This is a genomic window from Bdellovibrio sp. KM01 (assembly GCF_013752535.1).
Lineage (GTDB): Bacteria > Bdellovibrionota > Bdellovibrionia > Bdellovibrionales > Bdellovibrionaceae > Bdellovibrio.
The window spans coordinates 2,880,929-2,893,810 of sequence record NZ_CP058348.1; the positions used below are offsets into that span (position 1 = coordinate 2,880,929).

The following is a 12,882-nucleotide window of genomic DNA, read 5'->3' on the forward strand; positions in this document are numbered from 1 at the left end:
GGCTGTTAAATTGAGGTGTGACTCACAACAGTTCTCTTAGGGAAAGGATATTCCATGAGCTCTTCTTTCTTCACTGTTTCCGATGGCACAAAAATTTTCTATAAAGATTGGGGCAAGGGGCAACCGGTCCTTTTCTCTCACGGTTGGCCTTTAACCGCCGACGCCTGGGATGGGCAAATGCTTGCCTTTCTAAACGAAGGCTACCGGGTTATTGCCCATGATCGTCGCGGACATGGACGATCTTCGCAGACCTTTGATGGCAATAATATGGATCAATATGCCGATGACTTAGCAGAGCTTATCGATCATTTGGATTTGCAGAACCTGATTCTGGTGGGTCACTCCACCGGTGGAGGCGAGGTGGCGCGCTATATCGGCCGTCACGGCTCCACTCGTGTGGCAAAGGCTGTTCTTGTCGGCGCTGTTCCTCCCCTGATGTTAAAAACGGCGCAGAATCCCGAGGGACTTCCAATTGAAGTCTTTGATGATATTCGCAAAGGGGTGACTGACAACCGCTCGCAGTTTTTCATAGATCTTTCAAAAAAATTCTATGGCTTCAATCGCATGATGCACAAAACGGTGGATGGCACCTGTGATTCCTTTTGGCTGCAGGGGATGATGGGCGGAATCAAGGCGGAGTATGATTGCATCGAGCAATTTTCCGAAACAGATTTCACCGAAGATTTAAAAAGAATGGACATCCCTACTTTGCTGATTCACGGGAGCGATGATCAGATCGTTCCGATTATTGCCTCCAGCATTGAGGCCGTAAAGTTCATACCGAATGCGGAACTTAAAGTCTATGAAGGTGCTCCCCATGGTCTGCCACAAACCCATGCGGAAAAATTCAATGCCGATCTATTAGAGTTTTTTGATGCGGAAACTGAGATCACTGCGGGCCGAAACAAAGGCCGCTTAAGTGATCAAATCAGCTCGCAGCATCATTAGAGTTAAGGGGCCATTGTGACAGGATGGCCTTTTTATTTGAATACTGACTTACAAAGACCCGCTTTGGGATTATAGACAACCGGGAAGTCATGAATTTTTCGGATAAAGCGAACGGCGGAAATTTCTTGTGCAATGGGCGCACGCTCTGCACTGGCATCAGGACCACCCATCTTCATCAAGTCTTTCAAACGATAGCCGTTGAACAATTCATTATAAGCATCAACAACCCACTCGACCCCGTTCAGTTTTACAACCGTCACCGCGTGGTCTTCGACGTACTGATGAAAGGCGTGCACCCGGGCGGCACTCACATAGGCGAAATCATTTTGAATACCTGCAGCTTTTAGCGCGAAATGCAAAATCAAAGCGTGCTCCCGGCAAACTCCGGCGCGGCACACTGCGTACTCACTCAATGGAATGTCTTCGTTAGCCAAACGGTATTTTTTTAAAAGTCTGCGATAGTATGGATTTTTATAGTCGGTATAGGAGAAGACTTCGCCGCGAATGATTTCCACCACCATGCCCACGCGATCCCAATATTCCAAATTCATTTCACGAAGGCTAGCAGCCTTTTCCATGATTTGTTTTAAAGGTGCACTTTCTAAGTCGACTTTATAGTCAGGCTGGATTCCGCCCTGACGTTGCGACCCTTCGATATAGGCGCCATCTGCGATATCAACCAGGCCACCTTTGATGGCGATATAATTAGAAGAATCCTGGGGACCTGCCTGGCTGACTGAAGCCATTAACCCAAAGAGCACAGCATAGCCGATTATCGCTCTGCACGTGAATACGGCGTCGACAACCTTTGCCCATAGGAATCGTTTTAAAATCCAGCTTCTGATCATACGAGCAAATATAGCAATTCACAGACCATCATTCTGGAGTCACCAGATTGAATTAAATTCCTCCGGTGTTTGAGCTCTAGTCATATTTGAGTCCTCTGAATCGTCTCATCTTGAAGGTATTGTTTTACACAAGGCCCGCGTATTGCTTAGTGCTCATTCCATGAAAAAAACAATTATCTCTTCCGTAAGTCTTTTTGTTGGATTGGCAATTCTTAGTGGCTGCACTATTTCAAATGAAGCCCGTGATAAACTTGAGGGCCAGTGTTTGCCCGGCGTTGTGGGTGGTTCTGTCACCGCAAAATCTGATCCCCTTTCTAAGCAAGTCGTCATGTTGATCGGATCTCGCTATAACGAAAAAGGCGAGGAAGAAAGCTCTGTCTGTACGGGCACACCCATCACAGAAGACGTAATATTGACAGCGGCTCATTGTGTAAAAGGCAATGTGCGTATGGCTGCGATTTTCGCAAATGATATGAACTGCTCCTCAGGCTTTAGAGCTTCCAGAGACAGCATCGTTGCAAGTTCATTTGAGTATGATCACTCTTTCGTGGAGTCGTATTCAGGCTTTTACAACGATGTGGGTTTGGTACGCCTGAAATCAAAAATTCCTTCTGACTATGAAATCAGTGAGCTGTATGCTGGTGCCGAGCTGAGCTCTGATGATGTGACTTTGGTAGGATTCGGAAAAACTTCCGAAACAAAAAGCGATTCGATGATTCTTCGCTCAAAAACAAAAAGCTTCAAAAACGACATCACGGTGTCATCGGACCGTGTGACGATTGAACAGAGCGAAGGCGGCCTTTGCCAAGGCGATTCTGGTGGACCTATCTTTGTAGAAGTGAATGGTGAAAAGCAGGTCATTGGCGTGACTTCCTATGTGTCTAATCGCTATGAATCCAATATCTGCCACGGTAAGGCGGTAGGCATGCTGTCCAAGTCAGTCCTTCCTTGGATTGAGAAGACTCTGCCAACTCTTAAGTAAATCTGTCTGTCTCAATTTGAGAAAAACCGTGGGTGCTCACTAAGTTGACACCCCGGTGACAATCCTCCGATTCCTCCAAAATGGTTAACAAATGGGATGAGGTCATTGCGGGTTAACTTTGTGAAAACACTTGGAAGTTTCACAATGCCAACTGTGCCTGGTCCTTGCACTACCTCTTGGTTATGGAAATCACTAAGCTTTACAAAAGAATTTTAGCAGGGACTCTATGCATCTCCTTATTGTCGGGTTTTACCGGCAAGGAAGAGTATGTAGAATTAAAAGGTATGCTAAACGGTCGCAGCTCGGGATCATTCACTCGCGGTGATAACAATATTGTTACGACACTGACGCGTGGAACTCGTGGTGAAATTCTGGAAACCAAAAAACTTCGCTCTGGATCATTTGGTATTAAAATTAAAGTATTAAATGGTCGCAGCCAAGGTGAAGAAATGTGGGTCTATCATAAAGAAGGCGCTTCAGATTTGAGCTTGTTCGCAGAAATGCCAAGCAATTGGAATCAAGCTCGCACGGCTTCCAGCGTTTCCTCTGCCAAAGCGGCACGCGTTGAAACCGACAAGCCAGCCATCGCAGATCCTGAAAGCTCAAAAAAGAAATCAGCCCGCACGGTTGAAGCCTTGGAAGCTGTCAATAAAGCCAATAAAGCGGTGAAAAAATCTAACTGCACAAGTTGTTCTGTGGCCGCTGCGGCGCCCACAACTGAAGGTCAACGTTCCACGATTGCACCTGAAAGAACTCGCTATAGCTCTCGCGGTAAAGCATTGGCAAAAAGAACTATTCCAAATGCTTGTATGAAAATCATGAACACCCAAGGTCGCCCTGGTGCTTTGGGGCAAAAGATGATCAGCCTCATGTCACGTCCTGGTTACAAAGAAGACTTCACAAGCTCGAATGCTTTGGGAACATTGTGCCCTCGCTTTAACTCTCTAAGTGACCAAAACAAACTCCTTGCTTGGACATGGTTCTGGACGGCATTGGCTCGCGAAGAAAATGTGACGTGCAATGCTTCAACAGAGCATGGCGAAACTTATGTTGATCGTAGCGGTAGAACTCGCATCCTGAATCCTGATATCGGTATCGGTCTTTGGACGATGGAGAAAAGTGCTGCTGTTCGCCGCGAAAACGGACGTGGTCCTGAATGCCGCAGCGTTAGTACTGCCGAGGGACAAGCCCGTTGCGCGATTTCAATCATGCGTAAAGATCTTGTTGGTTCAAGCAACGCAACAAGTCCTGGTAGCTACTGGGGCCCACTTCGTGGTAAACGTGTACAGAGACAAATGATGCCTCATATGGAAAGGTTCAGACTATGTTTTCAAAAGTAATCACTCTTCTTAGTCTTGCTGTCATCTCTTTTTCATCTGTAGCACACGCCGAGAGTATTCCCACGTTGTCTTTGGGTAAATACGAACTGACTTCGGGTGATGAAGAATATTGTTCTGAGCTGGAAATTAAAAAAAGCGATATCACTGATAAATATTTGAAGATCGGTAAAGACAGATTTTCGCTATCGAATAAAGAGTTTAAAGAACCTTCTGATTTCGACACAAGCTGCGAAGATCATTTAATCTCGACTCGGGAAGATAATGACACGTCGACCAAGCTGACTCGCATCAACAAAGAAGTTTGCAAAGGCAACATTAAAAATTCTTCGTTGAAGTCAGTGATCGTGACGGCACAAACAATCACGATCAATCAGAAGAAAGATCAAAAAGATCTGGGGACCTGCGTATTCACTAAAAAATAATTATCTTGTGCATGAAGCAAGATAGATCGAACGAGGCTTGGAGCCGGCCGCATTGAGAGTCAATGTGTCCTGGGCCAGGCCTTTTCCCGTTTTATAGTCGATGTTCAATGACTGCTGAGACAGCGTCATCCCCATCTGGCGTTTCGTGCTTTGCAGACTTAATCCCGAGTCATCGTTTTTTCTAATCACTTGAGCTGCATCCACTTTGATATAGATCTGCGAAGACTTCGCATCTTGGCCTTCCAGGACGATATCGCCGAACTCAGTTAAATTCACCGTATACGTCTCTTGCGGCTTCATAGTAGGACTTTGAGACCCCTTACAGGTCACGACGACGTCTTTTCCAGCATGGGCAAGAGAGCTCATAAGAAGCAATACAGGGATCACGATAATTTTCATCATAAACGACCTCCAGGAAGGACAATTCCATCGGAGATACAAATGCCGGGCCTGATCCCAACTCCTTCCTATTGCTTTAGAGTCCTGTTTCAGGTTCTAAGCATGAAGTTTTAACAGGCCCTGGCTTAAAACTGCGCACTCAACGAATTAGCGATCCAACGCCGTTTTACATTCTAGGAGTCTTGGTTGTGGCCCACTGCCGGAAATCATCAACCAATTGCTCTTGTAATCTGCTTTCGCAGAGAGTGGCGATTCTTGAGACAACTCCATTCGAATGACGACATTGCGTTTGAGCACTTTACCATAAGCTCCAATAGCGATAGCCCATGGCCCTGTGCAGACAATAGGTGCCTGGAAGGTCCGTCGCCCCCATCCCCCCTTCTCACATTCGATTTGTGCCGTATTTCCATTGTCTGCTAATACACCTCGAAGCGTATCATCCACATCGCGATGTAAAACCAACGAATTGCCGTTACCGTCCGAACATTCGACCTGATCAACTGTCAGAGCCATGGCCTGTGAAGTTCCCAAAATTATTAAAAGCGTTGCCGTCATGAGTTTCATAAATCTCCTTTTTCCTGCGCTAAGGAATATTTGATTTCAAGGCATATGTGAAATATGATAATAACTATACTTTCAATAGGTGATTACTTATGAAATATAGAATCCGTGATATCGAAAACTTTGTAGAGACCACTGGGTGCAAAACTATCATCCAAGCGGCGACCAAATTGGAAATTAGTCAACCCGCACTTTCTGAAAGTTTAAAGCGACTTGAGAGCGACCTGGGCGCCACCCTCTTTTATCGTTCTCGCACGGGGATCGAACTGACACCCAGTGGACGTGTCTTTTTAAGTAAAGCTCAGTCACTGATTCGTTCTTTAAAAGATTTAGAATTCCCTACGAACAAAGAGACTGTTTTTGCTGGTAGAACTATCACCATCGGCTGCCACGTTACAGTTGCTCAATACACGATACCCAAGGCATTAAAACACGTTCGAACTATGGCACCTGATTACCGTGTGGAACTGAAACATGATCTGTCTCGAAACATTCAAGCAGAAATCCAACGAGGCACCATCGATGTCGGGGTTGTTATCAATCCAGCAGAAATTCCTGATCTGGTTATTCAAAAGCTCACCACAGATACAATGGCTATGTGGAAAGGCAAAGGCGACGTCGACAAGGAAACAGTTATTTGCAACAGCGACCTGTTTCAAACCCAATCGATTTTGAAAAAATGGAAAAACAAATCTGCAAAGATCATAAGCTCTGAAAGCCTGGAATTGATCTGCAGTTTAGCGAATGAAAATTTGGGCTATGCTATCGCCCCTGCTCGCGCAGTGGAAGCTTCAGGTTATAAACTTGAACAAGCCCCCGGCCTACCGACATTCACTGACGAAGTCTGCTTGGTCTATCGTCCAGAGTTCGGAAAAACCCAAGCAGAAAAAATCATCATCGAGGGAATTAAGAAATCCCTGGGGGTCGTGAAAAAATAAAAAAAGCTGCTTTTCAGCAGCTTTTAATTTTTAGATTTTTGTTTTTACGAAGGCTTCGACTTTGTCGACGACCTGATTCAGATCCAACTCTGTTGAATCGAGTTCAAACGCGTCCGTCGGGACGGCCATAGGTGCCACTTTGCGGGTAGAATCCTGATGGTCACGTTGCTTTTGAGCTTTCGCCATATCGCCTTCATCAAGACCTAGCTCATTCGCACGACGAGCAGCTCTGTGAGCGCTGGAAGCCGTTAGATAAACTTTTGCTTCGGCTGTTGGGAAAACCACAGTTCCGCAATCGCGACCTTCTGCCACCAAACCGTCTTCACCTTTGCTGCAGTTACGTTGAGCATCCAAAAGAGCTTTACGAACTTCAGGGTAATGACTGACTTTGGAAGCAAAATTACCCACGTCTTCGTGAGCAATAGCATCTGTGACATCTTCATTTTGGAAATAAACGCGCGTGCGATCTGGCTCTAGACGAACACTCCAGATTGGATTGTGAGTCAGCTCTGACAACGCTTTCACGTCATCAAGGTTCACTTTCAACTGAATAGCGGCATAAGCAAGTCCACGATAGAAAGCACCTGTAGAAACCCATTTCCAGCCAAGACGGCGGGCAAGTTCACGGCTGACTGAAGATTTACCAGATGCCGCAGGTCCATCGATCGTTACTACTAATCCCATTTCCACTCCAAAATCCTATCTACACCTTGAAACTAAAATTCTTTAGACTGTCGGAATTGGCGTTCCAGCCAAGACAGGAATTTCCTTCAGCACTTCTTTCAAAGCTGCGATAGCTGCTTCGTTTTCATGCTCCAAACCGACACTCAAGCGCATATGTGTTTTAAAACCATAGTTCAAAACAGGTCGCATGATGATCCCACGACGAAGCAAAGCTTCATTGACTTTCACCGCGTCACGAAGTGTGTCAAACATGACGAAGTTACCTTGGGAATGAATGTACGGCAGGCCCAATTCTTCTAATTTCTTGTAGAAGTAATCAAGCCCTTTCCAGCAAATTTGCTGTGAGCGTTGTAGGAATTCTTTATCCTGCAGAGCCGCATTTGCGGCGACTTGCGCTAAATCGTTGACATTAAAAGGCTTGCGCACGCGGTTATAGACCTCAACCACCGTCGGCGGCGCAATCATAGCACCCACACGGAAACCCGCCAGGCCATAGATTTTTGAGAAGGTGCGTAAAACGATCAGGTTGTTGTATTTGTTGATGTAATTTTGCGCCGATGCATAATCTTCAGCACGAACAAATTCGTTATAAGCCTCGTCGAACACGATCATCACATCATCACGGTTTCCAAGGCGAGCCAGGAAATTCTCAACTTGCTCTTTCGAAGCATAGGTCCCCGTTGGATTATTCGGATTTGAAACGAAAATAAGGCGAATGTCCTTTTCCTGGTGGTGAGCCATGAAATAGTCCGCAATGGCTTCCAAATCGAAGCAATATCCTTCCGTCAAAGGCACCTTGTGAAGGGCAGCACGATTGGCACCCGCACTCACTTCGTAAGCATTAAAAGCCGCTACTGAAGTCAAAACACCCTGTTTCGGCTCGCAAAAAATGCGAGTTAACAGATCGATCAGCTCATCACTGCCGTTTCCGATCGCCAATTGCTGCTTAGGAAAGCCCCACTCTTTAGAAATCGTCTGCAAAAGCTCATAATGTGAGGGATCTGGATAAAGATTTTGGTGCTCCAGCGCCTTTTTTACAGCCTCCATCGCTTTGGGGCTTGGTCCAAGGGGATTTTCGTTGCTGGCCAGCTTGTAAACTCGGGATAAACCATACTCTCGCTGAGTTTCTGCAATCGGTTTACCCGGTTTATAAGGCACAAGATTTAAAATTTCTGGAGAAATCTTCACGTAACAATCCTTTTCTTATGGGGACTTGTTTGCTATATCTGATCGCCTAGCTTTAACACATTCTAGTGCGATTTCAATAGAGAGCGTTTAAAAATGCAAAACAGTTTCATGTTCGGGGTAAGTGTTGGTGAATCCTTCGCAGAATACATTCTGTGGGATGGTTCTAAAACAATTGCTGCCAAACGCGCCTACCTGTCCCGCGAGAATTTAAAAAATTCTCTTCAACAATTCGTTTCCGCTCACAAGGATAAAGTGATTGCGAAAACTTTCGTGAGCTTAAGAATTTCTGAAAGACTCATGGACTATAAACTTTCTGGTGCCGTGGCTCACGTGACAACAGAGGGTTTTGAAAATTGGCTGGAACTGCGTGGCTGCTCGGGTTCTGCTCTGACATCTGAAGAATTGCATTTTTCCGTTCGCGAAAGAATCCAGGCTTCAGGCCAAGTGCTTCAACCTCTCGCAAATGAAGAGCTTGAAGGCATCGCTGCAAAGCTCGAATTGATGAAAATCAAAAAAGTTTGCCTGCACTTTTTGCATGCGACGATCAATCCTGCTCACGAAAAACAAGCGCAGGATTTTTTTCAATCTAAAAATATCGAAGTCTTTATTCCGGAAAAAACTGAAAATCAGGACGAAGTCACTCGCTGGAGAAAAAATGCTCTGAATGCGACGATTTCGAGCCTGTTCCAGGATTTGAAAAAAGATCTGGTCGAGGCATTAAAAGATACAGTGACGGAAGATAAAATCTATTTTATCGGCGCCGAAGGTGAAGTCTTCCAAAATGAAAATCACAAACGCGTGGGCAGTCTTTTTGCCTCCTATAGCGCTTTGGGTTTCCAATACCAAGATGCGAAAACTGACGTTTTGCATTTGGGCCTGGAAGATTTCGTTTTGATCTCTCCCCAGTCGTGGAGTGAAATCTGGGAAAGTCCATGGGGTAAGGTTGAAAACAGAAGTCTAAAAATTCGTCAGTTGGCGGTTCAACCGACTCAAGGTTTGGAACTTAATGATTTCAAACACTTTGATTTCAATCAGCGCACGGAAGGTTGGGAACCCGGGCCGATGAGTTTTGGTCGTGGGCAAAAACCAACTTTGATGGATCTTTGGACCGAGAATGCAAAACTGAATAAATTGGATGGCTTGCAGGATCGTATGATTCCAGCGGGCATTCAAAAGTTTAAGAACAGCCTTCTGACCTTGATTAAAGCCAGCTACGATCGCAATTTGGAAACTGCGACTGTGATCAAAGAACTTCAAAGTCTGGGCATGCAAAAAATCGTGATGGAATCACTGATGCACCGTCAGAATAAAAAAGTCAAAGTGACGGGTCCTTTGGCAGATCTTTTCGCCAATGGTTTCAAAAAAGATCCGAATGCATCTTTCGATAACGAAGATTTTGCAGAAGCCCGTGCTGTGATTGCAATCGGCAGCAAGGCGAAGGTTTAATTTATGTCTTATCAAATCGAACTTTTCCATTCTTTGCTTTCGGATTTTCTTCAAGGTGAATCTGCTCTTTTAACCAACGAAGGCGATGTTTTGTTGTTGCGCGGGAACAATCCCGTTTCTTACGACACCCTGGTTAAAGCAGCTCGCACAGTTACTAAATATTTGAAATTGAACGAAGGCGAAATCGCGCTTTTGAATGACCCTTACAGCGGTGGAACGACTTTGGATGAAATCACTTTCATCATGGCTGTTTCTGAAGATCTGGTATGGGTCACTCGCCGACCGATGGGCAAATACCTCAAGATCGTCAAAAGTGTTGAGGAAGAAGGTTTGCGGATTCCTCCAACTCCCCTGCGCCAAAAGGGCCAATTGAATGAAGTGATTTTGGGAGCGATGAGTGCTCATCCGGCCTGCCCACCTCAGTTCACTGAATGGATTAAATCCCAGTGCGCAGAAATGATCGTCAGCGCTCAACGCCTTCACGATACCATCGAGGGGACAGGACTTTCAGTTACTGGCGAATTGATCGAAGAGTACGTCAAACTTTCCAAAAAGTTGGCTGTACAAAGAATTTCTGAAAAAGCTTCCGGGGAAACTCGCGTGGATGTGGTTTTGGATAGCGGCGAATTGCTGCGTCTGAGTCTGGAAATTCAAGACGGAAAAGTGGTTATTGATTTTGGTGGTACCTCTGCTGCCAAAACTTTGCACCTGACTGAATCCGCGACATATGGTGTTTGCTTCCATGCGATCAGCAAATTCTATGGCTTTAATAATTATGCAAACTCGGGTTCCTTTTCAGTTTTGCAGGTAACGAAACCTGCAGGCTGCTGGTTGATGGCAAAATACCCAGCCTCCACATTGAAAGGCATGACTTGCGGAGTTGCTGCTGTGCAAACAGCTATCGACCTTGCTTTAACTTTCATCCATAGCAAGCACGAAAAAGCATTAAACGCTTATACTCCGGTGATGTTGCAATTGAATCACGGCAATTCCCAGGCTTTCCTCAGCATCGAAGGTGGCCAAGGTGCAACAGCCGAACACGACGGTCAAAGCGCCCACATCGAAGGCCTTTCGATTGAAACTTTGGAACGACGTTTTCCAGTGCGCGTGCAACGCATGGATCGCAGAAATTCCACGGGCGGCAAAGGTAAGTACTCGGGCGGTCGCGGCTTGATCTTTAAGATAGAAGCTTTGGAAGATATCGAAGTTTCTTGGTTAACAGATATGACCTTGCACCGTCCTCGCCTGCCAAAAACTTGCTCTCACGGTGATGTCTCAGAAGTTACTTTGGAAAAAGGCGAAACGGCTAAAAGCCTGCCGGTCTTAGGCCAGCAAAAGATCCTTAAGGGTGAGGTCCTAAGTCTGTGTTCAGGCACGGGCGGAGGCTATGGTCGCGCAGAAACTAAAGTCGACTGACTTGCACTCCGACTTCGTCGGAGTATAATGACCGAATGACCAACCAAGGAGATTCGCTATGAAGACAGAAGTCACATATTTAGCTGGTGGATGTTTTTGGGGTATGGAGGACCTGCTGCGCAAGCTTCCGGGCGTTCTTAAAACCGAAGTGGGGTACATGGGTGGCAACACTCAAAATGCGACCTACAACGAAGTAAAAACTGGAACTACGAACCACGCAGAAACTGTGAAAGTTGAATTCAATCCCGATCAACTTTCATTTGAAAACCTTTTGCTTTATTTTTTTAAGATTCACGATCCCACGACTTTAAACCGTCAAGGCAATGACATCGGCACTCAGTATCGCAGCGAAATTTTCTTTACCTCTGAGGAGCAAAAGGAAACAGCTGCGAAAGTGATCGCCCGCGTGGATAAGTCAGGCGCATGGGGAAAACCAGCAGCCACTGTGGTGGCCAAGGCTCCGGAGTTCTGGTCAGCCGAAGGCTATCACCAGGATTATCTGCTGAAGAATCCAGATGGCTATACTTGCCACTTTGTTCGTAAAGTTGATTTTTAAATCACAGAAAATAAAAAGGTCCCGGTTGGGACCTTTTTTTTATTGGCGAATTTCTTTAAGCATATCGATCAGTGTCTGTTGATTTTGGGCTTCGGTGAAGCTGAGCTTCGCTGCTCCTTTTTGCACTTTCATTTTATCAATCAAACGTTTCACTTTGGAATCCATTTGCGGCGTTTTTCCAAGCTTGATCAAAAGATTTTTGGCGTCGATACCTTTTTGCAGAACTTCGGTTTTAAGATACTCCACCTGAGTCGCATTCATACCCGACATATCCAGATCCCAGCCCAACAACAAAGTCTTTGCCTGCATCACCAGATTCTTATCACCCAATTTTGAAACCATATCGATGAACATCAACGGGAACATATTGTAGCGAGTCTGCAAAATTTGGATGGCTTTTTCTTCGTGCGCCAATACTTCGCGTATCGAACCTTTTTGAGGAATATCACGCGGAGCCAACAGAGCTTCTTCCATCAGGCTGTACATGCTGACTAATTGCGTGTCACCCAGGCGATCCACGTTCTCCACTTGCTTGCGATTCGTGCGATCCATGGCCACAGCCATCGCATTGAAGGATGCTGTCATATTGTCTTTCGATGTGATGTCTTTCGCATCAGGCTCTGCCAAAGGATCGACACTGTTATCGCGTCGTGCGAGCTCTTCAATCTCCATGAAAAATTCTTGAGTCGCTTGCTGTTCTAAAACTTCGCGTTTCGCAGAGGATTTATCCTGTCCCAAGCCATTCCATAACTGCACTTCATAGGACATGAAGTACTTCGTCGCTTCAGAGATTTTTTTGAACAAGGTTGGTGCTTGTAGAACAGAGTTATAAGCCTCGCGACGAAGCTGCAAAGCATTCCCCTGGCGAAGAGCATCGTATAGCTCGTCGGTTTGATCCTTAAGTTCACCGGTGCTCTTTTTCATGTCCTCTGTGGTGTCACTCATTTTCACCGTGGCATCGTGCATTTCATCGACCTTTTGGATCTCAGAACACGCAACCATGGAAAGTAGCAAAAGGCCCGACAAACAGATCTTATGTTTCATAAATACATCCCAGTGTGGTGTGTTCAACGAATCGACAACTGACACTTTCAGTCACTTTCGTGGAACACTATCTGCAGTTAATTTCTCACTCATTCTGCAGAGAGCAAAAA

At 45.6% G+C, this 12,882-nt stretch carries 14 protein-coding genes; 8 read left to right on the forward strand and 6 right to left on the reverse strand.

Annotated features, from left to right (window positions below):
- Positions 1-54 precede the first annotated feature (54 nt).
- On the forward strand, positions 55-948 hold the full coding sequence (locus tag HW988_RS13955) for an alpha/beta fold hydrolase (protein ID WP_181604831.1): 894 nt from the start codon (positions 55-57) through the stop codon (positions 946-948).
- A 32-nt stretch (positions 949-980) separates the two neighbouring features.
- Here HW988_RS13955 and HW988_RS13960 read toward each other — a convergent pair whose 3' ends face one another.
- Entirely contained in the window at positions 981-1,694 is a 714-nt protein-coding gene (locus HW988_RS13960) for a hypothetical protein (RefSeq protein ID WP_220128747.1), read from the reverse strand.
- Positions 1,695-1,956: 262 nt separating this feature from the next.
- On the opposite strand from HW988_RS13960, the gene HW988_RS13965 reads away from it, so the two are divergent.
- The 3 genes from HW988_RS13965 to HW988_RS13975 all read left to right on the forward strand — a co-directional run bounded on the left by HW988_RS13965 (position 1,957) and on the right by HW988_RS13975 (position 4,540).
- The gene (locus HW988_RS13965; protein WP_181604833.1) at positions 1,957-2,778 is read left to right on the forward strand and encodes a trypsin-like serine protease; all 822 of its coding nucleotides are present in this window, start codon (positions 1,957-1,959) and stop codon (positions 2,776-2,778) included.
- Positions 2,779-3,062: 284 nt separating this feature from the next.
- Positions 3,063-4,118, forward strand: coding sequence for a hypothetical protein (locus HW988_RS13970; protein ID WP_220128748.1), 1,056 nt, complete (start codon positions 3,063-3,065; stop codon positions 4,116-4,118).
- Positions 4,103-4,540 carry a hypothetical protein gene (locus HW988_RS13975; RefSeq protein ID WP_181604835.1) on the forward strand — a complete coding sequence of 146 codons (438 nt, stop codon included), beginning with the start codon at positions 4,103-4,105 and terminating at the stop codon, positions 4,538-4,540. The genes HW988_RS13970 and HW988_RS13975 overlap by 16 nt, the downstream gene beginning before the upstream one ends.
- Here the strand turns inward: HW988_RS13975 and HW988_RS13980 are convergent, their stop codons facing one another.
- Both HW988_RS13980 and HW988_RS13985 read right to left on the reverse strand, forming a co-directional pair.
- Positions 4,541-4,942 carry a hypothetical protein gene (locus HW988_RS13980; protein WP_181604836.1) on the reverse strand — a complete coding sequence of 134 codons (402 nt, stop codon included), beginning with the start codon at positions 4,940-4,942 and terminating at the stop codon, positions 4,541-4,543.
- Positions 4,943-5,086: 144 nt separating this feature from the next.
- Entirely contained in the window at positions 5,087-5,503 is a 417-nt protein-coding gene (locus tag HW988_RS13985; RefSeq protein WP_181604837.1) for a hypothetical protein, read from the reverse strand.
- Between the two features lie 89 nt (positions 5,504-5,592).
- Here HW988_RS13985 and HW988_RS13990 point away from each other — a divergent pair, with 89 nt between their 5' ends.
- Positions 5,593-6,438 (forward strand): LysR family transcriptional regulator, encoded by an 846-nt coding sequence (locus HW988_RS13990; protein ID WP_181604838.1) that lies wholly within the window; start codon positions 5,593-5,595, stop codon positions 6,436-6,438.
- 30 nt (positions 6,439-6,468) lie between these two features.
- Here HW988_RS13990 and cmk read toward each other — a convergent pair whose 3' ends face one another.
- Positions 6,469-7,122: a (d)CMP kinase gene (cmk, locus tag HW988_RS13995; protein WP_181604839.1), complete on the reverse strand. Its 654-nt coding sequence runs from the start codon at positions 7,120-7,122 to the stop codon at positions 6,469-6,471.
- Positions 7,123-7,164: 42 nt separating this feature from the next.
- Positions 7,165-8,310 (reverse strand): histidinol-phosphate transaminase, encoded by a 1,146-nt coding sequence (gene hisC, locus HW988_RS14000; RefSeq protein WP_142701126.1) that lies wholly within the window; start codon positions 8,308-8,310, stop codon positions 7,165-7,167.
- A 93-nt stretch (positions 8,311-8,403) separates the two neighbouring features.
- On the opposite strand from hisC, the gene HW988_RS14005 reads away from it, so the two are divergent.
- The 3 genes from HW988_RS14005 to msrA are packed head-to-tail and all read left to right on the forward strand — an operon-like array spanning position 8,404 to position 11,728.
- Positions 8,404-9,756: a hydantoinase/oxoprolinase N-terminal domain-containing protein gene (locus HW988_RS14005; RefSeq protein ID WP_181604840.1), complete on the forward strand. Its 1,353-nt coding sequence runs from the start codon at positions 8,404-8,406 to the stop codon at positions 9,754-9,756.
- Between the two features lie 3 nt (positions 9,757-9,759).
- Complete coding sequence (locus HW988_RS14010) at positions 9,760-11,172, forward strand: hydantoinase B/oxoprolinase family protein (RefSeq protein WP_181604841.1); 1,413 nt, start codon at positions 9,760-9,762, stop codon at positions 11,170-11,172.
- 58 nt (positions 11,173-11,230) lie between these two features.
- Positions 11,231-11,728 (forward strand): peptide-methionine (S)-S-oxide reductase MsrA, encoded by a 498-nt coding sequence (msrA, locus tag HW988_RS14015; RefSeq protein ID WP_181604842.1) that lies wholly within the window; start codon positions 11,231-11,233, stop codon positions 11,726-11,728.
- A gap of 39 nt (positions 11,729-11,767) precedes the next feature.
- On the opposite strand, the gene HW988_RS14020 is transcribed toward msrA, so the two are convergent.
- The gene (locus tag HW988_RS14020) at positions 11,768-12,772 is read right to left on the reverse strand and encodes a hypothetical protein (protein ID WP_181604843.1); all 1,005 of its coding nucleotides are present in this window, start codon (positions 12,770-12,772) and stop codon (positions 11,768-11,770) included.
- Positions 12,773-12,882: the final 110 nt, after the last annotated feature.